Annotated in this window: 23 protein-coding genes; 10 read left to right on the forward strand and 13 right to left on the reverse strand. The window is 75.5% G+C overall.

Annotated features, from left to right (window positions below; genetic code table 11):
* Nucleotides 1-43 precede the first annotated feature (43 nt).
* A complete protein-coding gene (locus tag ACI796_RS18780; RefSeq protein WP_456942742.1) occupies nucleotides 44-1015 on the reverse strand; it encodes a 4-hydroxy-3-methylbut-2-enyl diphosphate reductase in 972 nt (323 codons plus the stop codon).
* Nucleotides 1016-1148: 133 nt separating this feature from the next.
* On the opposite strand from ACI796_RS18780, the gene ACI796_RS18785 reads away from it, so the two are divergent.
* The 3 genes from ACI796_RS18785 to ACI796_RS18795 are packed head-to-tail and all read left to right on the forward strand — an operon-like array spanning nucleotide 1149 to nucleotide 4066.
* Nucleotides 1149-2576, forward strand: coding sequence for a hypothetical protein (locus ACI796_RS18785; RefSeq protein ID WP_456942743.1), 1428 nt, complete (start codon nucleotides 1149-1151; stop codon nucleotides 2574-2576).
* A 51-nt stretch (nucleotides 2577-2627) separates the two neighbouring features.
* Entirely contained in the window at nucleotides 2628-3851 is a 1224-nt protein-coding gene (gene xseA, locus ACI796_RS18790; RefSeq protein WP_456942744.1) for an exodeoxyribonuclease VII large subunit, read from the forward strand.
* The gene (locus tag ACI796_RS18795) at nucleotides 3848-4066 is read left to right on the forward strand and encodes an exodeoxyribonuclease VII small subunit (protein ID WP_456942745.1); all 219 of its coding nucleotides are present in this window, start codon (nucleotides 3848-3850) and stop codon (nucleotides 4064-4066) included. Before xseA ends, ACI796_RS18795 begins: the two co-directional genes overlap by 4 nt.
* Before the next feature lie 3 nt (nucleotides 4067-4069).
* Here ACI796_RS18795 and ACI796_RS18800 read toward each other — a convergent pair whose 3' ends face one another.
* Nucleotides 4070-4681, reverse strand: coding sequence for a DUF4245 domain-containing protein (locus ACI796_RS18800; protein ID WP_456942746.1), 612 nt, complete (start codon nucleotides 4679-4681; stop codon nucleotides 4070-4072).
* A 156-nt stretch (nucleotides 4682-4837) separates the two neighbouring features.
* Between ACI796_RS18800 and glpX the strand changes: the two genes are divergently transcribed.
* Nucleotides 4838-5872: a class II fructose-bisphosphatase gene (gene glpX, locus ACI796_RS18805; RefSeq protein WP_456942747.1), complete on the forward strand. Its 1035-nt coding sequence runs from the start codon at nucleotides 4838-4840 to the stop codon at nucleotides 5870-5872.
* Nucleotides 5873-5930: 58 nt separating this feature from the next.
* Here glpX and ACI796_RS18810 read toward each other — a convergent pair whose 3' ends face one another.
* Complete coding sequence (locus tag ACI796_RS18810; protein ID WP_456942748.1) at nucleotides 5931-7073, reverse strand: hypothetical protein; 1143 nt, start codon at nucleotides 7071-7073, stop codon at nucleotides 5931-5933.
* Between the two features lie 88 nt (nucleotides 7074-7161).
* A complete protein-coding gene (locus tag ACI796_RS18815) occupies nucleotides 7162-7713 on the reverse strand; it encodes a hypothetical protein (RefSeq protein WP_456942749.1) in 552 nt (183 codons plus the stop codon).
* Nucleotides 7714-7868: 155 nt separating this feature from the next.
* Between ACI796_RS18815 and ACI796_RS18820 the strand changes: the two genes are divergently transcribed.
* The 4 genes from ACI796_RS18820 (at nucleotide 7869) to ACI796_RS18835 (ending at nucleotide 12954) form a co-directional block, all read left to right on the forward strand.
* Nucleotides 7869-9263, forward strand: coding sequence for a class II fumarate hydratase (locus ACI796_RS18820; protein WP_456942750.1), 1395 nt, complete (start codon nucleotides 7869-7871; stop codon nucleotides 9261-9263).
* A 91-nt stretch (nucleotides 9264-9354) separates the two neighbouring features.
* Nucleotides 9355-10656 (forward strand): citrate synthase, encoded by a 1302-nt coding sequence (locus tag ACI796_RS18825; RefSeq protein WP_456942751.1) that lies wholly within the window; start codon nucleotides 9355-9357, stop codon nucleotides 10654-10656.
* 11 nt (nucleotides 10657-10667) lie between these two features.
* A complete protein-coding gene (locus tag ACI796_RS18830; RefSeq protein ID WP_387993914.1) occupies nucleotides 10668-10865 on the forward strand; it encodes a hypothetical protein in 198 nt (65 codons plus the stop codon).
* A gap of 190 nt (nucleotides 10866-11055) precedes the next feature.
* Nucleotides 11056-12954: an NlpC/P60 family protein gene (locus ACI796_RS18835; protein ID WP_456942752.1), complete on the forward strand. Its 1899-nt coding sequence runs from the start codon at nucleotides 11056-11058 to the stop codon at nucleotides 12952-12954.
* 93 nt (nucleotides 12955-13047) lie between these two features.
* On the opposite strand, the gene ACI796_RS18840 is transcribed toward ACI796_RS18835, so the two are convergent.
* The 9 genes from ACI796_RS18840 to ACI796_RS18880 all read right to left on the reverse strand — a co-directional run bounded on the left by ACI796_RS18840 (nucleotide 13048) and on the right by ACI796_RS18880 (nucleotide 19670).
* The gene (locus ACI796_RS18840; protein ID WP_456942753.1) at nucleotides 13048-13812 is read right to left on the reverse strand and encodes a hypothetical protein; all 765 of its coding nucleotides are present in this window, start codon (nucleotides 13810-13812) and stop codon (nucleotides 13048-13050) included.
* Nucleotides 13809-14150, reverse strand: coding sequence for a hypothetical protein (locus ACI796_RS18845; protein WP_456942754.1), 342 nt, complete (start codon nucleotides 14148-14150; stop codon nucleotides 13809-13811). The genes ACI796_RS18840 and ACI796_RS18845 overlap by 4 nt, the downstream gene beginning before the upstream one ends.
* A 139-nt stretch (nucleotides 14151-14289) precedes the next feature.
* Nucleotides 14290-15396 (reverse strand): flagellar biosynthesis protein FliA, encoded by a 1107-nt coding sequence (locus ACI796_RS18850; protein WP_456942755.1) that lies wholly within the window; start codon nucleotides 15394-15396, stop codon nucleotides 14290-14292.
* A 49-nt stretch (nucleotides 15397-15445) separates the two neighbouring features.
* Entirely contained in the window at nucleotides 15446-15850 is a 405-nt protein-coding gene (locus ACI796_RS18855) for a hypothetical protein (RefSeq protein WP_456942756.1), read from the reverse strand.
* Between the two features lie 215 nt (nucleotides 15851-16065).
* The gene (gene csrA / locus ACI796_RS18860; protein ID WP_456942757.1) at nucleotides 16066-16374 is read right to left on the reverse strand and encodes a carbon storage regulator CsrA; all 309 of its coding nucleotides are present in this window, start codon (nucleotides 16372-16374) and stop codon (nucleotides 16066-16068) included.
* Nucleotides 16375-16460: 86 nt separating this feature from the next.
* Nucleotides 16461-16865: a flagellar assembly protein FliW gene (gene fliW / locus ACI796_RS18865; protein WP_456942758.1), complete on the reverse strand. Its 405-nt coding sequence runs from the start codon at nucleotides 16863-16865 to the stop codon at nucleotides 16461-16463.
* The gene (gene flgL, locus ACI796_RS18870) at nucleotides 16862-17755 is read right to left on the reverse strand and encodes a flagellar hook-associated protein FlgL (RefSeq protein WP_456942759.1); all 894 of its coding nucleotides are present in this window, start codon (nucleotides 17753-17755) and stop codon (nucleotides 16862-16864) included. Before flgL ends, fliW begins: the two co-directional genes overlap by 4 nt.
* Nucleotides 17756-17760: 5 nt before the next feature.
* Nucleotides 17761-19179, reverse strand: a complete 1419-nt coding sequence (gene flgK, locus ACI796_RS18875; RefSeq protein WP_456942760.1) for a flagellar hook-associated protein FlgK — start codon at nucleotides 19177-19179, stop codon at nucleotides 17761-17763.
* Entirely contained in the window at nucleotides 19176-19670 is a 495-nt protein-coding gene (locus ACI796_RS18880; protein WP_456936949.1) for a flagellar protein FlgN, read from the reverse strand. The genes flgK and ACI796_RS18880 overlap by 4 nt, the downstream gene beginning before the upstream one ends.
* A gap of 160 nt (nucleotides 19671-19830) precedes the next feature.
* On the opposite strand from ACI796_RS18880, the gene ACI796_RS18885 reads away from it, so the two are divergent.
* Both ACI796_RS18885 and ACI796_RS18890 read left to right on the forward strand, forming a co-directional pair.
* Entirely contained in the window at nucleotides 19831-20760 is a 930-nt protein-coding gene (locus ACI796_RS18885; RefSeq protein WP_456942761.1) for a sigma-70 family RNA polymerase sigma factor, read from the forward strand.
* A 129-nt stretch (nucleotides 20761-20889) separates the two neighbouring features.
* Complete coding sequence (locus ACI796_RS18890; protein WP_456942762.1) at nucleotides 20890-21687, forward strand: flagellin N-terminal helical domain-containing protein; 798 nt, start codon at nucleotides 20890-20892, stop codon at nucleotides 21685-21687.
* Nucleotides 21688-21737 lie beyond the last annotated feature (50 nt).

Genomic DNA, 21737 nt, shown 5'->3' on the forward strand with positions numbered 1-21737 from the left:
GAGCCCCCTCCCGGCCGGGAGGGGGCTCGCCGCGTCTCGGGCGCTAGCGGACGGGCCGGGCGGTCTCGCCGCGCTTGGGACGCAGCTCGTGCGGCAGCGCGAACACCAGCCGCTCCTCGGCTGCCTTGACCGTCTCGACGTCGGGGTAGCCGCGCTCGGCCAGGAGGTCGAGCACCTCGCCGACCAGCACCTCGGGCACCGACGCGCCGCTGGTGACGCCGACGGTGCCGACGCCCTCCAGCCACGCGGGGTCGATCTCGGCGGCGTAGTCGACCAGGTACGCGGCGCGGGCGCCGGCCTCCAGGGCCACCTCGACCAGCCGCACCGAGTTCGACGAGTTGGTCGAGCCGACGACGATCACCAGGTCGCACTCGCCGGCCATCTGCTTGACCGCCTGCTGCCGGTTCTGCGTGGCGTAGCAGATGTCGTCGCTCGGCGGGGACTGCAGCCCGGGGAACCGGGTCCTCAGCTGGTCGACGGTCGCGAGCGTCTCGTCGACCGACAGCGTCGTCTGCGAGAGCCACACGACCCGCTCGGGGTCGCGGACCTGCACGTTCGCGACGTCGTCGGGGCCGTCGACGAGCTGGATGTGCTCGGGGGCCTCGCCGGAGGTGCCCTCGACCTCCTCGTGCCCGCGGTGGCCTATGAGGAGGATGTCGTAGTCCTCCTTGGCGAACCGCTTCGCCTCCTGGTGGACCTTGCTCACCAGCGGGCAGGTGGCGTCGATGGTGCGCAGCGAGCGTGCCTTCGCCTCCTCGTGCACGGCCGGCGAGACGCCGTGGGCGCTGAAGACGACGACGGCGCCCTCGGGCACCTCGTCGGTCTCGTCGACGAACACGGCGCCGCGTCGCTCGAGGGTGGCCACCACGTGCTTGTTGTGGACGATCTGCTTGCGGACGTACACCGGGGCGCCGTGGATCTCCAGGGCCCGCTCGACGGCCACCACCGCCCGGTCGACACCGGCACAGTAGCCCCGGGGATCGGCCAGCAGGACCCGTCCGCGCTGATCAGCCATGACCCCATGGTAGGTGGCGCCGGGCCCCCGGCCCGGCCGTCGCGGGGAGCGTGACGAGCCGCACGCCGCCCGACCGGGTGGGCCGGGGACCGGCCGCTGTGCCGTTCGACGCGCGCTGCGGCAGGCTGGGCGCATGTCCCGTGAGATCCCGGAGCCGATCCGCGCCACCGTCGGTCTGGCCGCCACCGTCCTCGACGACGTCCGCAGCCTCCCGCAGACGCTGCCGGGCCTGCCGGTGCGCATCGTCGGCATCGCGCTGCAGGCGGCGATGAAGCTGCAGCAGCAGTGGTCGGGGCTGGTCGCCCGCGGCGACGAGGTCCTCACCGGGCTGCGCGGCGACCGCGAGCCGGGCCTGGCCACCTTCGACGAGGACGAGGAGGCCGCCGCCGGCGGCGCTCCCCTCGTGGCGCAGCCGATCGACGTGCTGCGCGACTCCGCGTTCGACCGCGCCCCCGACGTCGACACCGTCGGCGACGCGGACACCGACGTCGTGGAGGTCGACGTCGTGGAGGTCGACGTCATGGAGGTCGACGTCGACACGGACGCGGCCGGCCTGGTCGACGACGAGCTCGCCGGGCTGCCCCCGGAGCCGTCCCCCGCCGCGGTCGTCGCCGCCGTCGAGGACGTCAACGACGAGGTGCTGGGCGCCGAGGAGGCCGCGTCCGCGCTCGACGCCGCCGACTCCGCGCTGACCGCCGAGGACGCCCTGGAGAGCGCGCTGCTCGAGGCCGAGGGCACCGACTCCCCCGCCGGCACCGACTCCCCCGCCGGCACCGCGGCCGCCCCGGCGGACACCCCGGCCGCCAGCGACCCGGGCGGCTCCCCGGTCGGTGAGCTGGCCGGCGCCCCGGACGTGGGCACCGACGACACGGTGCTGCCCGACGCCGCGGACTCCGGCGTGGCCGACACCGACATCGGCCTCGCCGACGACACCGCCGGGGGCGCCGACGCCGGCGTGCTGGGGGAGGACACGGAGGCCGACGCGGCCGCGGCCGCGGACGTCGCGACCGAGGTCGACGTCATCACGCCCGACGGGCAGGTCACCACGGTCGAGGGCACCGTCACCGAGGAGGGCGTCGTCGCCCCCGAGGACGGCGGCGAGCCCGCGCCCGGCGAGGACAGCGGCGCGGCCACCGACACGGTCGAGCCCGAGCCGGCCGAGGCCACCGACGAGGGCGGCACGACCGTCGCCGCCGCCACCGGGGTGCGCACCGACGTCGGCGGCGCCGACACCGCCGAGGAGGACGCGGCGATCGCGGAGGGCGCGGCCGTCGACGCCGTCGGCGGGGACTCCGCCGCCCCCACCGACGACGCCCAGGGCGGCAGCGAGCTGTCCGGCTCGCAGGCCGCCGGGGCCGCCCCGATCGAGGGCTACGACTCCTTCACCGTTGCCCAGCTGCGCGGCCGGCTGCGCGGCTACCAGCTGGCCACGGTGTCGGACCTGCTCGCCTACGAGGAGGCCACCCGCGCGCGGGCGCCGTTCCTGACGATGCTGCGCAACCGGCTGGAGAAGCTCGAGCAGCAGGCCGTCGAGACCAGCCCCCTGCAGCCGCGGGGGTGAACCCCGGGGTGCCGGGCGGGGCCGTCGGGCCCGCCTGGCACCCTCGGGACCGTGAGTGCGCCCTCGTCCCCCGAGTCGCCCTGGCCGGTGCGGACGGTGGCCCGCAAGGTCGCCGAGTGGATCGGCCGCCTCGGCGAGGTCTGGGTCGAGGGGCAGGTCGCCCAGCTCAACCGGCGCAGCGGCGCCGCGACCGTGTTCCTCACCCTGCGCGACCCCGCCGCCGACCTCTCGGTGCCGGTCACCTGCGCCCGCGACGTCGCCGACCGGCCCGGCCTGGAGCTCACCGAGGGTGCCCGCGTCATCGTCCGCGCGCGGCCGGACTACTACATCGCACGCGGCTCGTTCTCGCTGCGCGCCACCGAGATCCGCGCCGTCGGGCTCGGTGAGCTGCTCGCCCGCATCGAGCGGATCCGCCGGCTGCTGACCGCCGAGGGCCTGTTCGACCCCGCCCGCAAGCGCCCGCTGCCCTTCGCCCCCGCCGTCGTCGGGCTGGTCACCGGCAAGGACTCCGCCGCCGAGCGGGACGTGCTGGTCACCGCCCGCCGTCGCTGGCCCGCGGTGCGCTTCGCCGTCCACCACAGCCTGGTGCAGGGCGTGAACGCCGCCGCCTCGGTGATCGACGGGCTGCAGCGGCTGGACCGCGACCCCGAGGTCGAGGTGATCGTCATCGCCCGCGGCGGCGGCTCGGTCGAGGACCTGCTGCCCTTCTCCGACGAGGGCCTGGTCCGCGCCATCGCCGCCTGCCGCACCCCGGTGGTCACCGCCGTCGGGCACGAGACCGACACCACCCTGGTCGACCACGTCGCGGACGTCCGCGCGGCCACCCCCACCGACGCCGCGCACCGCGTCGTGCCCGAGATCGGCGAGCAGCGGCGGCTGGTCGACGGGCTGCGCGCCCGCGCCCGGCACCTGCTCACCGTGCGCCTGGAGCAGTCCGAGCGGTGGCTGGAGAGCGTCCGCAGCCGGCCGGTGCTCGCCGACCCCGAGCGGCTGCTGCACGGCCGGGCCGACGACGTCGCGGCGCTGCGCGACCGGGCCCGCCGCACGCTCACCCACCGCGTCGAGTCCGCCGAGCGCGACCTCGACCACGCCCGCGCGCGGGTGGCCGCGCTGTCCCCGCAGGCGACGCTGCAGCGCGGCTACGCGCTGGTGCAGCGGGCCGACGGCGCCCTGGTCCGCGACCCCGCCGAGGTGGCCGACGGCGAGCGGCTGGCGGTGCGCGTGGCGGGCGGGCGGCTGGCCGTCCGGGTGGACGGGCAGGATGGGGAGCCGTGAGCGAGCCGACGACCGAGCAGCCGACGCAGACCTACGAGCAGGCCCGCGAGGAGCTGGCCGAGGTGGTCCGCCGGCTCGAGGCCGGGGGCCTCACCCTCGAGGAGTCCCTCGGCCTGTGGGAGCGCGGCGAGCAGCTCGCGCAGCTGTGCCAGCACTGGCTCGACCGCGCCCGCGAGCGGCTGGCCGCCGCGGCGCCCGCCGAGCAGGAGGGCTGAGCCTCAGCTGGGGACGCTGACCGGCGCGACGGCGGCGGCGACGGTCTCCAGCTCGTCGTCGCCGGCCGAGCCGGTGACCACGGTGGTCACGTCCCCGGTCTCCAGGGACAGCACGGTCTCCCCGCGCCCGTTGGTCAGCCGGGTCCAGCTGCGCCCGGCCAGGTCGACGCTGCCGTCGTCCTCCGCGCCGTCGAGGACGGTGGTCAGCCGGTCGGCGTCGGGGTCGTCGGTGGTGAGGAAGCCCGCGTACTCGTCCGACGGGGTGACGTAGCCGATCTCCAGGGTCACCGGCTCCCCGTCGCCGGCGTCCGCGGCGTCGGTGCGCGCGCTGGTCGGCCGGTAGCCGTCGGGCAGCTGGGCGGGCACCTCGACGGTGTAGGACGCCCGCTCGGCGGCGAGCCGGACGCTGCTGGTCGGGTCGATCGGGCGGACCGGGTCGGTGCCGCCCTGCCGGAAGGCGACCCAGCCGGCGACGAGCAGGACGATGACCACCAGCGGCAGCAGCGACCGGAGCATGTTGGCCGCGCTCATCCGGTTCGCGCGCTCCGCGGCGGTCGGCGCCGGGGGCGGCTGCTCCTCGGGGGCCTGCTGACCCGACGGGCCGGAACTGGTCATGCCCCTAGGATCGCAGCACCGATCCACAACCCCGCCGCCCCGCTTCCGGACGGCCCCGCGCGCCCGACCGGCTCGGGGACGGGTCGCGGGCGGTGGGCACCGGCAACGGTGCCGGACTCAGGAGGTCCCGTGACCCTGCCCGTACCCGACGGACCCGTGCCACCCGCCCCCCGCCAGAGCACCTTCCGCACCGACCGCCCGGCGCCCGACCGCAACCTCGCGCTCGAGCTGGTGCGCGTCACCGAGGCCGCCGCGATGGCCGCGGGCCGCTGGGTCGGCCGCGGCGACAAGAACGGCGGCGACGGCGCCGCCGTCGACGCCATGCGGGCGCTCATCGGCACGGTGAGCATGCGCGGCGTCGTCGTCATCGGCGAGGGCGAGAAGGACCAGGCGCCGATGCTCTACAACGGCGAGCAGGTCGGCGACGGCTACGGCCCCGAGTGCGACGTGGCCGTCGACCCCATCGACGGCACCACCCTCATGGCCAAGGGCATGCCCAACGCCATCGCCGTCATGGCGGTGGCCGACCGCGGCGCCATGTACGACCCGTCGGCCGTCTTCTACATGGAGAAGATCGCCACCGGTCCGGCCGCCGCCGACGTCGTCGACATCACCGCGCCGGTCGCCGAGAACGTCCGGCGGGTGGCCAGGGCCAAGCACGGTCGGGTGGAGGACGTCACCGTCTGCATCCTCGACCGGCCGCGGCACGACCAGCTTGTGCACGAGGTCCGCGAGGCCGGCGCCCGCATCAGGTTCATCACCGACGGCGACGTCGCCGGCGCGATCGCCGCCGCCCGCGAGGGCACCGGCGTCGACCTGCTCATGGGCATCGGCGGCACGCCGGAGGGGATCATCGCCGCCTGCGCGCTCAAGTGCATGGGCGGTGCGCTGCAGGGCCGGCTGTGGCCCAAGGACGACGAGGAGCGGCAGAAGGCGGTCGACGCCGGCCACGACCTCGACCGCGTGCTCACCATCGACGACCTGGTGCGCGGCGACGTCTTCTTCGTCGCCACCGGCATCACCGACGGCGAGCTGCTGCGCGGCGTCCAGTACCGCGCCGGCGGCTGCACCACGCAGTCGCTGGTCATGCGCTCGCGCTCGGGCACCATCCGCTCGATCGACAGCCTGCACTCGCTGGAGAAGCTGCGGGCCTACTCGGCCGTGCCCTTCGACCGCTCCGACGAGGAGTAGACGCACGACGGCCCCGGGGCGCTCGCCCCGGGGCCGTCGTGCGTCCACGGGACCGGGGTCAGCCGAGCCGGCCCTGGCAGTTGGCGACCTCGTAGGTCACCCGGCCGGCGCAGGTGCCGGCGTACTGCTCCCACTGCGAGTCCGACGGGGAGGCGCCCCACAGGTCGTCGCAGGCCGCCCAGTCACCGGCGAAGCAGCCGTCGGCCAGCGGCTGGAACTCGCCGTCCGGGTCCTCCCCGAGGCCCTGCGGCGGGACCGGGTCGCTCTGCGGCTCCGGCGTGCCCGCACCGAGCCGCGACTCGCAGGTGCCGGCCTGGTAGCCCACCCGGCCGGCGCAGGTGCCCGCGTACTCCTCGTACGCCGAGTCGACCGGCGTGCCGATCCACAGGTCGTCGCAGGCGGCGAAGTCACCGGCGAAGCAGGCCTCGGCCAGCGGCTGGAACTCGCCGTCCGGGTCCTCCCCGAGGCCCTGCGGCGGCACCGGCGCCGAGGTCGACCCCGCACCGCCGCCCCCTCCGCCGGACGACGTCGAGGACGACGAGGACGGCGGGGACGACGAGGAACTGCTCGACGAGCCCGACGACGAGGACGGGCCCGAGGACGACGAGCCGGACGCGGACGAGGAGGTGCTGGTGCGCGTCGGGTCGGCGACGGTCGAGCCGTCGTCGTCGCGGAGCAGGAAGAACAGCCCGACGGCCGCGGCCGCGAGCAGCAGCACGCCGGCGATCACCGACGCGATGACGACGTTCTTCTTGCCCCCCTTCTGCTGCGGCCGGCCGTAGCCCGGCTGCCCGTAGGGCTGCTGGCCGTACTGCTGGTTCGGCTCGTAGCCGGGCTGCCCGTACTGGCCGTAGGGCTGCTGGCCGTACTGCTGGTTCGGGTCGTAGGCCTGCTGCCCGTACTGCTGGCCCGGGTCGTAGCCGGGCTGGCCGTACGGCTGCTGGCCGTAGGGCTGCTGCCCGAACTGCTGCGTCGGGTCCTGGCCCGGCTGGCCGTGGGGCTGCTGACCGGGCTGGGCGAAGGGCCAGGTCTGGTCGCGCCCGCCCGGCTGGCCGTACTGGCCCGGCTGGAACTGGGACGTGGGGGGCGCCGGCTGACCGGACTGCCTCGTCGGGTCGTCGGACTGCCCCCACCCCTGCCGGCCGGGCTGCTCGCCCCGGGGGTCGTTGCCGCCCGGCGGCGGGTACGGCGGCTGGGACATGGTGCGGACTCCTCGGTTCAGGTAGATGCGCTGGTCAGGCTAGGGGGACCGGGTGGCGGCGACCAGCACCGGCAGGTGACGGTCGCCGTCAGTCGAGGTCGGTGCACAGCGGCACCGACCACGCCTTCACGCGGCCGCCGCAGGTGAGCGCGTACTCCTCGTACTCCGACAGCGGCGGCGACTCGGCGAACAGGTCGTCGCAGGCCTGCAGGTCGCCGTCGAAGCAGCCCTGGGCGTGGGCGTCGAGGACGGGGTCGGACCCGAGGACGCCGGGCGGCACCGGCTCGGACTGCTCGACCTCGCCGAGCACGCTCCCGGTCCAGGAGGACCCGGGGGGCACGCCGCCGTAGAGGACCTCCCCGACCGCCTCGCCCATCGCCGCGCCGGCCGCGCGGCCGGCGTCGTCCGCGGCGCCGCGGAGCACCAGCGCGCCGAGGACGGCGGCGAGCACCAGCCCGAGGGGGAGGCCGCCCGCGAGCAGGGCGGCGGGGAGCACGCGCGAGGCCGGCGCGGGTCCCGCGACCGGCGCCGGCGGCGGGACGACGGGTGCCCGGCCGGCGGTGGGGTCCCAGGTGCCCCACGGCGTCCAGCCGCCCACGGGGACGGTGCCGGGCGCGTCCGGGGGATGCGGGTGGGTCACGGGGCCTCCTCGGGCCGTCGGCGGTCGCCGCACGGTAGGACCTGGGGCGGTCCCGTTCCGGGTCCCACTCCGGGCCTGCGGGCAGTGGGGTCGACGGGGCCCTTCTAGGGTCACGCGTGCAGCACCGATCCCACCGACACCACACGGGAGCCAGCGTGGCCACCGAGCAGGACTACCGCGTCGAGCACGACTCCATGGGGGAGGTCCGTGTCCCCGCGTGGGCCAAGTGGCGGGCCCAGACGCAGCGCGCCGTGGAGAACTTCCCCATCTCCGGCACCCCCATCGAGCGCGAGCTCATCGCCGCGCTGGCCGCCATCAAGGGCGCCGCCGCCCGCGTCAACGCCGACCTCGGCGTGCTCGACGGCGAGGTCGCGCGGGCGATCGCCGCGGCCGCCGCCGAGGTGGCCTCCGGGACGTGGGACGAGCACTTCCCCATCGACGTCTTCCAGACCGGCTCGGGGACGTCGAGCAACATGAACACCAACGAGGTCATCGCGACCCTCGCCACCGAGGCCGCCGGCACTCCGGTGCACCCGAACGACCACGTCAACGCCTCGCAGTCGTCCAACGACGTCTTCCCCTCGGCCATCCACGTGGCCGCCACCCGGGCGATCGTGCGCGACCTCGTCCCGGCCCTGCGCCACCTCGAGTCCTCCCTCACCCGCAAGGAGTCGGAGTTCGCCGAGGTCGTGAAGAGCGGCCGCACCCACCTCATGGACGCCACCCCGGTCACCCTCGGCCAGGAGTTCGGCGGCTACGCCGCGGCCGTCCGGTACGGCGTCGAGCGGCTCGAGGCCTCGCTGCCGCGCATCGGCGAGCTGCCGCTGGGCGGCACCGCCGTCGGCACCGGCATCAACACCCCGCCCGGGTTCGCGGCGGCCATCATCGACACGCTCGCCGCGGAGCTGGACCTGCCGTTGTCCGAGGCGCGCAACCACTTCGAGGCGCAGAGCTCGCGGGACTCGCTCGTCGAGGCCTCCGGCCAGCTCAAGACGATCGCCGTCGGCCTGGTGAAGATCGCCAACGACCTGCGGTGGATGGGCTCGGGCCCGCGCACCGGCCTCGGCGAGATCCAGCTGCCCGACCTGCAGCCGGGCAGCTCGATCATGCCCGGCAAGGTGAACCCGGTGATCCCCGAGGCGGTCATCCAGGTCGCCGCCCAGGTGATCGGCAACGACGCGGCGGTCACCTACGCCGGCACCACCGGCGTCTTCGAGCTCAACGTGACGCTGCCGCTCATGGCCCGCAACGTGCTCGAGTCGATCCGCCTGCTGGCCAACGTCAGCCGGATCCTGGCCGACCGCTGCGTCGACGGGATCGTCGCCAACGTCGAGCAGTGCCGGACCTACGCCGAGTCCTCGCCGTCCATCGTGACGCCGCTGAACAAGTACATCGGCTACGAGGAGGCCGCGAAGGTCGCCAAGCAGTCGCTGGCCGAGCAGAAGACGATCCGCCAGGTGGTGCTCGAGCGCGGCTACGTCGAGCAGGGCGAGCTCACCGAGGCCCAGCTCGACGAGGCCCTCGACGTCCTCTCGATGACCCACCCCTGACCGTCCGGGGTGGGCCGGGGACCCGGCCCACCCCGTCGGGGGGACGGTCCCTGTCGTCCTCGGGGCCCGACGCCAGTAGCGTCGGACCACCATGACCGAGACAGCCAGCACCCCCGAGGTATCCCTCCGGCACCGGGGAGGTGACCTCCCGCTGCGCACGGTCCCGGCGTCGGAGGGCCCCTCCGGGCTCGACGTCTCCAAGCTCCTGACGACCACGGGGCAGGTGGCCCTGGACGTCGGCTTCGTGAACACCGCCTCGTGCACGTCGGAGATCACCTACATCGACGGCGACGCGGGCGTCCTGCGCTACCGCGGCTACCCGATCGACCAGCTCGCCGGGAAGGCCAGCTTCCTCGAGGTCACCTACCTGCTGATCTACGGCGAGCTGCCCACGGCCGACCAGCTGGCCGCCTTCGACGACAAGCTGCGCCGGCACACCCTGCTGCACGAGGACCTCAAGCAGTTCTTCCAGGGCTTCCCGCGCGACGCGCACCCGATGCCGGTGCTGTCCTCGGCGGTCAGCGCCCTGTCGACCTTCTACCAGGACTCGCTGGACCCCTTCGACCCGCAGCACGTGGAGATCTCCACCGTCCGGCTGCTGGCCAAGCTGCCCACGATCGCGGCCTACGCGTACAAGAAGTCGGTCGGCCAGCCGTTCCTCTACCCGGACAACTCGCTGGGCCTGGTCGAGAACTTCCTGCGGATGACCTTCGGCTTCCCCGCCGAGCCCTACGAGGTCGACCCCGACCTCGCCGCCGCCCTCGACATGCTCTTCGTGCTGCACGCCGACCACGAGCAGAACTGCTCGACGTCGACGGTGCGGCTGGTCGGCTCCTCGCACGCCAACCTCTTCGCCTCGGTGTCGGCCGGCATCAACGCGCTGTTCGGGCCGCTGCACGGTGGGGCCAACCAGTCGGTGCTGGAGATGCTCGAGGCGATCCAGCGCGACGGTGGGGACATCGACCGGTTCGTCGAGCGGGTGAAGAAGAAGGAGCCCGGCGTCAAGCTCATGGGCTTCGGGCACCGGGTCTACAAGAACTACGACCCGCGCGCGGCGATCGTGAAGCAGACCGCCGACGCCGTGCTCGACAAGCTCGGCGGGGACAACCAGCTGCTCGACCTCGCCCGCCAGCTCGAGGAGATCGCGCTGTCCGACGACTACTTCGTCGAGCGCAAGCTCTACCCGAACGTCGACTTCTACACCGGGCTGATCTACCGGGCGATGGGCTTCCCGACCCGGATGTTCACCGTGCTGTTCGCGCTGGGCCGGCTGCCCGGGTGGATCGCGCAGTGGCGGGAGATGATCGCCGACCCGACGACGAAGATCGGCCGCCCGCGGCAGGTCTACACCGGTGAGACCGAGCGGGCGTTCGTCCCGCTGGCCGAGCGCTGACGACGTCGTCGATGGGCAGCGAGCCGCCCGGCGAGGACCTGCTGGTCCTGCCCCCGATCCCGCTGGCCACCGGGCGGCTGCTGCGCGACGACGACGACCGGCCGGTGCCGATCACCGCCGTGGAGCTGGTCGTGGTCACCGAGGACGGTGCGGAGCACCGCATCCCGCTGGTGGCGCGGCACGGTGCCTGGTGGCCGCCCGACCGCTGATCCCTCGGTGCGGTTCCGCGGAGGTGCACGGCGCGCCCGCCCGGTCCCCCGGGCGGGCGCATCCCCTCCCCCGTCGGGGTGAGACCTCCCCTCCCGTCCCTCCTCCGGGTCCCCCGGGCGGTCGATCTGACGGCGAGCGCTCCACGCCGGAGCGCGGCCAGCCGATCGAGACCGCCCGGGGGACGCCGCCGTGCCCGCACCACGCACGCCCGCCCCCGCGCGCACGGCTCCTCCCCGCACCGCTCCGCGCCGCGAGCTCACCGCCCGCGAGGCCGAGGCGCTGCGCGCCCTGCTCGCCGCCCGCGCCGCCACCGGCGCCCCGGGTCCCGCCCGCCGCGCCGGCACCGGCACCGCGACGAAGAAGCGCCGGAAGCAGCCCGCCCGCCGCCGGCCCGCCGCCCGGGCGCCGCGCGAGCGCGGTCCCTGGCGCACCCGGCTGCTGGTCGTCGGCCTGGCCACGCTGCTCGTGCCGGTCCTCACCGTCCTGCTCGCCCCGGCCACCTCCGCGCCCGGCTCGGCCACCGTGGCTGCCGACCCGGCGGGCCTGGCCCTCGCCGCCCGCAGCACCCTGCTGCAGGACGCCGACGCCTACCGCCGGCTGCAGGCCGAGGTCGCCACCCGGCGGGCCGAGCTGCAGGCCGCCGTCGCGGCCGAGCAGGCCGCCCGCGCCGCCGTCGCCGCCGAGCAGGTCACCGTCGGCTCCGCCGCGGCCGACCTGTACCGCGCCTCCGCGCGGACCCGCATGCCGGTCCTCGGCCTGTCCGCCGCCGCACCCGCGACCACCGGCGACGTCCTCTACCGCCAGGCCCTGGCGGACCGCGCCGCGCAGCAGCGGGAGAGCGCCGTCGTCCGCGCCGAGCGCGCCGCGGCCGCCGCGCGGGACGCCGCAGGACGGGTGGCCGCCGCGCAGGACGCCGTCGACACCGCCGCGGCGCAGGCCCGCACCGTGCTGGCCGGCGTCCGCGCGACCGTGGACGACCTCGGCCTCGACGTCTCCGCGCAGCTGGCCGCGCTGGGCACCGTCCCGGCCGCCGGCGCGCAGCAGGAGCGCAACACCGCCGCGCTGCAGCGCTGGCAGGCCTACCTCGCCGGCCTGGCGTCGGCGGGCGTCGAGCCGCCGTCCGCGGCCGAGCTCGCCGATCCGGCGACGCTGCCCGACGGCTTCTCCCCCGCGCTGGACGCCGCCGGCCAGGCCGTCCCCGGCGTGGCGTGGGCGGTCGTCGGCAACCGGCCGGTGACCGTGCTGCCGGCCGAGACCGTCGCCGCGGTGAGCAGCGCGCTGTCCCGGCTGGGCCGGCCGTACGCCGCCGGCGCCACCGGCCCGGACGCCTTCGACTGCGGCGGGCTCACCGCCTCCGCCTGGCTGCTCGCCGGCTACGACCTGCCGGCCGCCGCCGCGGAGCAGTGGGCCGCGGCGACCGTCGTGCCCGCCTCGCAGCTGCAGGTGGGCGACCTGGTCGTCTCCGACGGCGGCGCGGACGTCGCCGTCCACCTCGGCGACGGCGAGGTGCTCGGCGCCTCGGCGGCCACCTACCAGGTCGGCGTCCGCGCGATGCCCGAGGACGCCCGCGCCGTGCGGGTCACCCTGCCCGCGCCCGCGGCGCCGAACGCGCCGCTGCCGGCGTCGGCGTCCGGCCGCGGGGCCTGCGGCGCGCCCCCGGCCCCGGTCGGGCCGGTGAGCCCCGCGTGGGGAGGCTGGTCCAACGGCCGGATCCCCGCCGAGGCGCTGTGCCCCATCGCCCGCGGCCACGCGCTGCGCTGCGACGCCGCGGCCGGCTACGCCGCGCTGGCCCGGGCCTACGAGGCGGCGTTCGGCAGCCCCCTGTGCACCACCGACTCCTACCGGTCGATGGCCGCGCAGGTGGACGCCTTCCGCCGCAAGCCGGCGCTGGCCGCGGTGCCGGGGACGTCGAACCACGGCTGGGCGCTGGCGGTGGACCTGTGCGGCGGGGTGAACGTCGCCGGCACGCCGCAGTGGACGTGGATGACCGAGCACGCCGGGCAGTTCGGCTTCGTCAACCCCGACTGGGCGCGGCCCGGCGGCGAGAAGCCCGAGCCCTGGCACTGGGAGTTCGGTCACCTGGCCTAGCGGACCGCTCCCGCTGTGCCGAGATCACGTGATCTCGGCATGTGGAGGGCCCTGCGACGCCGAGATCACGTGATCTCGGCGGGCCGGGGAGCGCTAGAGCCAGCCGAGGTCGGACAGGGCGGCCCAGGGCAGGCGCACGCACGCCTCGCCGGTCAGCCCGGCCAGGCGGTCGGTCACGCCCGGGGAGGCGCACGCCAGCGGCCGCAGGGGCGTGACGACGACGTGCGGCTCGGCCAGCCGCAGCCCGGCGTCGGCGATCCGCCCGAGCAGCCGCTCGGGATCGGCCAGCGCGGCCGTGGCGAGCACCGGCGCGCCGGGGTGCGACCACAGCGCCACCGGCCCCTCGACGCGGAGCACGCCCCCGGCCTCGGCGGCGCGCGCGGTGGCGGCGGTGCGGGTGCGGGCCACCACGGCGGCGTCGGCGCGGTCCGACGGCGTCCAGGCGACGGCGCGGTCCCCGCGGCGGACGACGACCCGCCAGCCGACGTCGGTGCACCCCGGGCCGGTCCAGTCGAGGACGGCGACGCCGGCGCCGGCGGCCGCGGCGTCGCTGACCGGGCGGTCGGCGACGAAGGCGGTGAGCGCGGCGGCGACGCCGTCGGCGGTCGGGGCCACGCCGGCGTCGGTCATGTCCTCGGCGAGATCGTGCAGGGGCACCCGCACGCGGCGCTCGTCCTCGGCCAGGACCAGCACCGGCCCGCGGGCGGGGTCGGCGAGCACGGCGGCGCGCAGGCCGCCGGTGGCCAGGCCCGGCAGCACCGCGTCGGCGGCGGCGCGGACGTCGTCGACGGCGACCGGCGCCGGGCGCAGCCGCTGCAGCAGGCCCGACGCGGAGCGACCGGGGCGCCCGGGCGTCACGGGCGGCGACCCCCGAGGGCCGCGCGCAGGCCGGTCGGCAGCTCGGCCAGGCCGAGGACGCTGTCGAGCTCGGCGGCCGACAGCCGCACCGGCAGGACGTCCTCGGCCCAGCCGGTGACCCGGCGGACGCGCGCGGCGGGACCGGGCCAGACGGCGTCGCGGGCGGCGGCCACGTGCAGCTCGGTGAGGACGTCGGCGAGGTGGACGGCGGCGACCGGGTGGACGCCGGGCCGCTCGACGGCGGCGCGCACGACGCCGGCCAGCAGCTCGCGGTCGGCACCGGAGAGCCAGTGCGGGAGCAGCACGACAGCGGGGTCGCCCGCAGGGAGCACGCTCACCGCACACCTCCCCCCGTCGGCGTCTGCGCGCCCCGGGCGGCGGTGCAGCGGGGACTCGCGGTCACGTCCTCGATATCGGCAGTCCGGGGCCGGGTTGGACCCCGGTGGACCGGACGTCTTCGGGCCGTTTACCCGCGCGTCACTCGGACAGCTCGGCGAGCCGGTCCTTGAGGGCCCGCTCGACGCGGTCGGCGTGCACGTTCATGTTGCGCACCGAGGTCCCGAGGTCCGCCGACACCTGGGTCTTGGTCTGCCCGCCCCAGGTGGTCAGGTACCAGGTGGCCCAGCCCAGGACGTTCGGCTGCGCGGCCCGCTGACCGCGCGCGGCCGTCGGGTCGGGGGCGCAGGCCGCGGTCAGCGCGTGCGACAGCAGCGTCTGCTCCGCCTCGTCCATGATCTGGTCGGGCGCCTCGCTGGAGTCGGGCAGCAGCACCTCGGCTGCGTCCGGGCCGCCGTCGAGGGACTGCAGGTTGCGCAGGCCGTTGAGGGTGGCCACCGTCTGCGAGTTGCGCCGCAGCGTGGCCACGCTCTGCCCCATGTAGGCGGCGAGCTCCCGCTCGGTGGGCCGGCGGTTGTGCTCGGCCTGGAAGGCGGCGATCGCCTTCTGCTGCCGGTTCTCGGTGTCGGCGGCGGTGCGACCGTGTGCGTTGCGGCCCAGGTCGTGCACCCACTTGGACAGCTGGGTGGCGAGGAAGGCGCCGAACGGGACGCCCTTGGTCTCGTCGTACTGGCCGACCGCCTTGAGGATCCACTCGGCGACCTGCTGGTGCAGGTCGTCCGGATCCGGCACGTGGAGCCGCAGGGTGCTCGTGTTGCGCTGCAGCCGCTTGAGGCTGACCGGCTGGTAGTGCCGGCACAGGTCCTCGAGGAAGGCCGGCGGCAGGTCGCGCGGCGCCCGGCGGCGGACGCCGGCCTCGGCGCGCAGGCCCACGGTGGCGACGTCGCGGGCCGCGCACCAGGCGCGGATCCAGTCGGCGAGCACCTGGCCCTGGCCGCACGGGCCGTCGACGCGGTAGAGCCCCTCGCCCTCGTCGTGGCTGACCGTGACGCCGTCGGGCAGGTCGGCGCGGAACGCGGCCAGCGGCAGGTCGCGGTCGACCCGGAAGTGCACCCGGTCGCGGGCGGTGATCGGGACCCGCGCGAAGCCCTCGGCCTCGGGGACGCCGCCGAAGACGAGCGGCGCGCGGGTGCCGGCGTCGGCCGGCTGGTCGGCGGCGGGGACGGCGGTCTGGGAGGTGCTGGTCACCGGGGGCTCCTGGTCGATCGCGGGGAAGGCGTCGGCGAGGGGTGGGGCGTCAGGCGGGGACGCCCTCGAGGGGGAACGCGCCGGCCGGGGCCTCGAGGTCGGCGTCGTCGGCCCGGAGGAGGACCTCGGCGGCGGCGCGCTCGGCGGCGGAGGGCTCGGCGGCGTACACCGGCATGTGGTCGTACAGGACCGTGAACAGGTCGCTGACGAAGGCGTAGGCGGCCTGCGCCTGCGGCGAGAAGCGGGCGATCGCCTCGCGGGGGCCGAGCTCCACGCCGACGGTGACGCGGACGACGCGGTCGTCCTTGCCGAGCCCGCTGACCGAGAAGGCGACCGACGGGTGCGCGGCGGCGAGCGCGGTCAGCTCGGCCAGGCAGCGCCGGGTGGACCCGCGGCGCGGCCGCAGCTGGACGTGGACGACGACGGTCTCGTCGGCCTGCTGGGTCCCTGCCATCACGCTGTGCTGCATCCTCATCGCCCCCTGTGTCGTGCTCGGGGGCAACTCTGGCGCATGAGCGGACAGTGACCGGCACACAACTCGCCGTGCCCTGTGCAATCTGCGGGCCGACCTTCGTCAGGTCTTGCCCGTCCCGGTGTCGTGGCCGGTCCGGCGGGCCCGCGCATCGGCGACTGTTGCCGAGCCGCGGACCCGCCGTCGGTGGCGTGTCGTCAGCGCGCCGGCGACTCCGGCGGGGCGGGCCGCTCCCCGACCCGGGTGGGAGCTGCCGGGGCGGAGGCGGCGGAGCCGGCGGCCTGCGGCGCGAAGGCCGCGAGCGCGCCGAGCGTGTCCGCGGTGACCTGCGCGGCGAGCAGGTTGGCCTCGGCGATCTGCCGGTAGACCTCCTCGCGGTGGATGGTCACCTCGCGCGGGGCCTTGAAGCCGAGCCGGACGGTGCCGCCGCGGACCTCGACGACGTGCACCTCGATGTCGTCGCCGATGCGGATGGTCTCGCCGACGCTGCGGGTCAGTGTGAGCACGGGTACCCCTCCATGGGTGTGTGTGACGGCCTCCTGGCATCCCCGCCCGGGAGCGGGGGTCGAGCGGGCGGACCCGCTCCCCTCCTCTATCGGCGCAGGGGACGCCGGATCGGATGACTGCCGTCGGGGAGCACGACCTGGGTGGCCCGCCAGTTCGCCGGGTTGAGCACGACGGGGGCGCGCAGGTTCACCGTCGCCGCCGCCGGGCCCTCGGCCGGCACGGTGACCAGGCAGAACAGCGAGGCGTCGGCCGGGTCCGCGAGGTCCAGGTCGGCCAGCACCGGGGCCGGCAGCACGGGCGCGTAGTCCGGGAACCACCGGGCCGGGGGGACGGCCAGGAACCGCGGACCGTCGGCGTCCAGGGACTGCAGCCAGAACAGCAACCCGTCCCCGTCGGCCGTGACGAGCACGTAGTCGCGGAAGTCGGGGAAGCCGGGCAGCGAGGACACCATGCCCAGCAGTGGCAGGGTGACGACCGGCGCGAGGGTCACCGCAGGAAGTCCGCGAGCGAGGGCTGGATGACCTGGGCGGTCGCCTGCAGCGCGGCCTGGTAGCCGGTCTGCTGGAACTGCAGCTGCATGATCGTCTTCGGCAGGTCGACGTCCTCGACGTTGGCGAGCTGTTTCTGCAGCGCCAGCGACCGGTCGGAGTTGACCTGCGCGGCGTTGTCGATGCGGGCGGCGCGGGCACCGATCGTCGAGAGCGCGGTGAGCAGCCGGTCCGTCGCCGCGTCGAGGGCGGCGAGGTCGTCCTGGACCGAGGCCCCGGCCCGGACGTCGGTGGCGATCTTCCCCACGACGGCGAACAGGTCGCTCCCGGGCGGGCCGAAGGCCTCGACGCCGGTGACGTCGATGCGGACGCGCTCGTCGTTGGAGATCCGCCGCGTGATGGGGACGACGCCGGTCCCGTCGGCGCTGCCCACTCCGACCCAGGTGCCGTCGTCCCGGTACGCCTGCTTGCCGCTGGTGACGCCGCCGAAGACCGGGCGCCCGTCGACGTTCTCGTTCGCCAGGCCGAGCAGGCTCTCCCGGAGCGCGGCCACCTCGGTGGCGATCGCGGTGCGGCTGCTCTCCGTCATCGTGCCGTTGGTCGCCTGCACGGTGAGGTCCCGGACCCGGCGCACCTGCGTGATCACGGACGTCAGGGCCGTGTCGGTGATCTCCATCCAGCTCTGCGCGTCGGAGATGCCCCGCGCGTACTGCTCGGTCGCGGCCTGGTCCTTGCGGATCTGCAGGGACCGGTTGACGGCGGTCGGCGAGTCCGAGGGCCGGCTGACGACCTTGCCGGAGGTGAGCTGCTCCTGCAGCTTGCCCAGGTCGGCGAGGTTGCGGTTGAGGCCCTGCAGGGCGGTCTGCGCGACGGCCCGCTGCGTGATGCGCATCCCGGTCACCGGCCCACGACGCCGGTGCGGTTGATGAGGGTGTCCAGCGCCTCGTCGATCGCGCTCACCATCCGCGCGGCGGCGCTGTAGGCGTGCTGGAACGACAGCATGTTGGTCATCTCCTCGTCGAGGTTGACGCCGGAGGTCGACTCCCGGGCGGCGTCGACCTGCGCGGACACCACGGACTGGACCTCGGCGTTGCGCGTGGCCACGGAGGACTCGACGCCCAGGGCCACCACGAGCTTGCGGTAGGCCGCGTCCAGGCCGGCGGGGTCCAGGCTCAGCTGGAAGAAGGCGTCGGCGTTGTCGCCGTCGGCCGACGGCGCGTTGCCGGCACCAGACGGCGGCGTCGTCGCCGCGGCGACCTGCTGCGGGGTGAGCGGGCGCAGGGTGAGGTTGGCGGCGGTGACCACGGTGCCGGACCCGCCGGTGTCGAACAGCGCCTGCCCGGGCGCCCCGGTCAGGTCGTACCCGCCGGTGTGCGCGGCGTTGAACGTCGCCGCGACCGAGCGGGCGAACCCGTCGAGCTGCGTGCGGTAGGCCGGGACCGTCTGCGTCAGGGCGGTGAGCCGGCCGGCCGCGGTGCCGCCCACGCGCAGCGTCGAGCCGCCGGGCCGGGTCTCCAGCCGCGGCGCGTCGGCGCCGACGCCGTCGGCGTCGTCCGAGCCGGCCAGCCGGACGGCGGTGGCGGTGCTGCCGGCGACCAGGCTGGTGCCGCCGACGGTCACGTCGACGACGCCGTCGGCCCGCGGCACGGCGGTGGCGCCGATGCTCTGCGACAGCTGCAGGACCAGCGCGTCGCGCCGGTCGGACAGCTCGTTGACCGGCAGGCCGGACAGGGTGGCCTGCCGGATGGCGCCGTTGAGCTCGGCGACCGAGGCGGCCGCGGTGTTCACGTCGGCGACCAGGGCCTGCAGGCCGTCGCGGGTCTGCCCCCACTGCTGGTCCAGCGCGGCGCGGGTGGTGCGGATGCCGTCGGCGAGGACGTCGAGCCGCTCGAGCACCTGGCTGCGCGAGGCGAGGGTGAGGGGGCTGTCGGCCAGGTCGGAGAAGCCGGCCCAGACGTCGGACAGCATGCTCTGCAGGCCGGTGTCGCCGGGCTCGCGGAACGCGTCCTCGATCTGCGAGAGCGCGTCGGCCTCCGCGGTGAGCTGCGCGCTCGCCGAGGTCTCGAGCTGCGCGCGGGCCTCGAGGAAGGCGTCGCGGACGCGGCGGACCCTGTCGGAGTCGACGCCGCCGTCCACGCCGGTGCTGACCGAGTGGATCGCCGGGACGGCGGTGCCGCCCATGGCGGTCTGGTCCACGCGCTGGCGGGAGTAGCCGGCGGTGTTGACGTTGGCGATGTTCTGGCCGGTGACGTCGAGGCCGCGCTGGGCGGCCCACAGCGCCGTCGACGCCGTGTTGAGGCCGGAGAAGGTGCTCACAGGGCTCCGTCCAGGGTGACCGCGCGGGAGGACCCGTGCTCGGAGCGGCCGGTGGCGCCGTAGGTGCCGGCCGTGGGGTGGCGGACCGACAGCAGCGCGTCGCCGATCGCGGACAGGCCGCCCTCGATGAGCTCGCGGTTGGCGTCGGAGAGGCTGCGCAGGTCGGTGACCAGGACGAGCAGGGCCTCGTGGTGCTTGGCCAGCAGGTCGTTCCACGGCGCGGGCGCGGCCTCGGCCAGCTGGCGCAGCGACGGGTTGACCCCGGTGCCCAGCCGGACGGCGATCGCCTCGGTGGCGGCGGCCCGCTCGACCTCGAGGACGCGCAGCTGGTCGAGGACGACCTCGATCTCGTGGGCGATCCGGGCCAGCCAGCGGGTCTTGCCGGACAGGATCAGGTACTGCTTCTCCTCCGCCTTGAACAGCAGCAGGTCGAGCAGCTCCTGCTCGCGCCACAGCAGCGTCGACAGGTGCTGGAAGTCCACGTCCGCCACCGCCTCCCTCGTCTCCCGGCGGTGTCCCCGCCTTCGCGGACAGACGGTCGGCAGCGGGCAAGCGGCCCTCAAGCCGAGTTCCCGGGATTGGCAGGAGTTGTGCGTCCGGGACGGTGCGGTCCCTGCCGAGAGAGGGACCGTGCCAGCAGCCCGCTCCCCGGTGACCGACCGCACGGCCACCGCGCGCACCGCTCCCCCGCAGCAGACCGCCGCCGCGCCCGACGCCGTGCGTCCGGCGTCGGAGGTCGAGGCGCTCGTCACCGAGCACCTGCCCCTGTGCTCGTTCGCGGTCAACGCGGTGGCCTCGCGCATCTCGCTGCCCGGCCACGTCAGCCGGGAGGACCTCCTGTCCTGCGCGAAGGTGGCGCTGGTCGAGGTGGCCCGCCGGTTCGACCCGTCGGCCGGCGCGACGTTCGCCACCTACGCCCTCCCCCGCCTGCAGGGCGCCGTCCTCGACGAGCTGCGCTCGGGCGACTGGGCCAGCCGCTCGGTCCGGGCCGCCGCCCGCCGCACCGACGCCGCGTCCGACGCGCTGACCATCCGGCTGGGCCGGCCGCCGACGCGCGAGGAGCTCGCCGCGGCTCTCGGCGTGCGCCGCGAGGACCTCGACGCGCTGCAGGTCGACGTCCACCGCGCCGTCATGGTGAGCATCGACGCCGAGACCGGCGCGGAGGGCGGCACGCTGGACCTGCCCGACCCCGGCGAGTCCCCCGAGCGGGCGGTGCTGCGCGGCGAGCGTGCCCGCTACCTGCAGGACGCCATCCGCGCGCTGCCCGACCGGCTCGACGAGGTCGTGGAGCGCAACTTCTTCGGCGGGGAGTCGCTCACCGACATCGCCGCCGACCTCGGCGTCACGCTCTCCCGCGTCTCGCAGATGCGCGCCCGCGCGCTGACCCTGCTGCACGCGGCGATGAGCGAGGTCTGGGAGGGCCGGACGGTGCCCGCCGACGGCGGGGTCCGGGCGCGCAACCAGCAGCGGCTCTACGTCGACCGGGTGGCCGGCCGCGTCCCGGCGGACCGTGCCGTGCCGCCGATCCCCCGCCCGCGGACCGGCTGGCAGGCGGCCTACGGAACCGCCCGCCCCGCCTGAGTGAGACCGGCCGGAAAAAGTCGCGGGTTCGCCTCAAGAGCCGGCCGGCCCCAGCCGTAACACCACCTGCAAGGCCCGCAGCACGGATGCAGCGGGAACCAGGAAGACCCCATTCCAAGGAGGAACACCATGGGTCTGCGCGTCAACAACAACATCGCCGCGTTCAACGCCTACCGGAACCTGTCGTCCACCGACACGGCGATGGGCAAGTCGCTGGAGAAGCTGTCCAGCGGTCTGCGCATCAACCGGGCTGCCGACGACGCGGCCGGCCTGGCCATCTCCGAGGGGCTGCGCGCCCAGATCGGTGGCCTGAAGGTCGGTGCCCGCAACGCCCAGGACGGCGTCTCCCTCGCCCAGACCGCTGAGGGTGCGCTGACCGAGGTCCACTCCATGCTCCAGCGGATGAACGACCTCTCCGTGCAGTACAACAACGGCACGCAGAGCACCCAGTCGAAGGCTGCCCTGCAGGCGGAGTTCGACGCCCTGGAGACCGAGATCGGCCGCATCCAGGACAACACCAAGTTCAACGGCAACCTGGTGTTCAACGGCGCCGCCAAGACCTTCCAGGTCGGCTTCGACAACGGTGACGTCATCGCCATCTCCACCACCGCAGCCGCGGACTTCACGGCGGGGACGGCGATGGCTGCGATCGACATCGCCAACAGCAACACGCTGCAGGCCGCGATCACCGAGGTCTCGACCCAGCGTGCGGAGCTCGGTGCGATCCAGAACCGGTTCGAGCACACCCTCAACAACGTGAACGTCGCCGTCGAGAACCTGACCGCGTCGGAGAGCCGCATCCGCGACACCGACATGGCCCAGGAGATGGTGTCCTTCACCCGCTCGCAGATCCTGTCGCAGGCCGGCACCGCGATGCTGGCGCAGGCGAACCAGAGCTCGCAGGGCGTCCTGCAGCTCCTCCGCTGACGCGGGGCCTGAGCGCCTGACAGGCAGCAGGACCAGCACCACCCGGTGAG

Source organism: Geodermatophilus sp. SYSU D00525 (assembly GCF_054050475.1).

Excerpts from the sequence above, each read along its gene's own strand:
- ACI796_RS18780 (WP_456942742.1), bottom strand. The coding sequence starts at position 1,015 with ATGGCTGATCAGCGCGGACGGGTCCTGCTGGCCGATCCCCGGGGCTAC.
- ACI796_RS18785 (WP_456942743.1), top strand. The coding sequence starts at position 1,149 with ATGTCCCGTGAGATCCCGGAGCCGATCCGCGCCACCGTCGGTCTGGCC.
- ACI796_RS18800 (WP_456942746.1), bottom strand. The coding sequence starts at position 4,681 with ATGACCAGTTCCGGCCCGTCGGGTCAGCAGGCCCCCGAGGAGCAGCCG.
- ACI796_RS18810 (WP_456942748.1), bottom strand. The coding sequence starts at position 7,073 with ATGTCCCAGCCGCCGTACCCGCCGCCGGGCGGCAACGACCCCCGGGGC.
- ACI796_RS18825 (WP_456942751.1), top strand. The coding sequence starts at position 9,355 with ATGACCGAGACAGCCAGCACCCCCGAGGTATCCCTCCGGCACCGGGGA.
- ACI796_RS18830 (WP_387993914.1), top strand. The coding sequence starts at position 10,668 with ATGGGCAGCGAGCCGCCCGGCGAGGACCTGCTGGTCCTGCCCCCGATC.
- ACI796_RS18855 (WP_456942756.1), bottom strand. The coding sequence starts at position 15,850 with ATGGCAGGGACCCAGCAGGCCGACGAGACCGTCGTCGTCCACGTCCAG.
- flgL (WP_456942759.1), bottom strand. The coding sequence starts at position 17,755 with ATGCGCATCACGCAGCGGGCCGTCGCGCAGACCGCCCTGCAGGGCCTC.
- ACI796_RS18890 (WP_456942762.1), top strand. The coding sequence starts at position 20,890 with ATGGGTCTGCGCGTCAACAACAACATCGCCGCGTTCAACGCCTACCGG.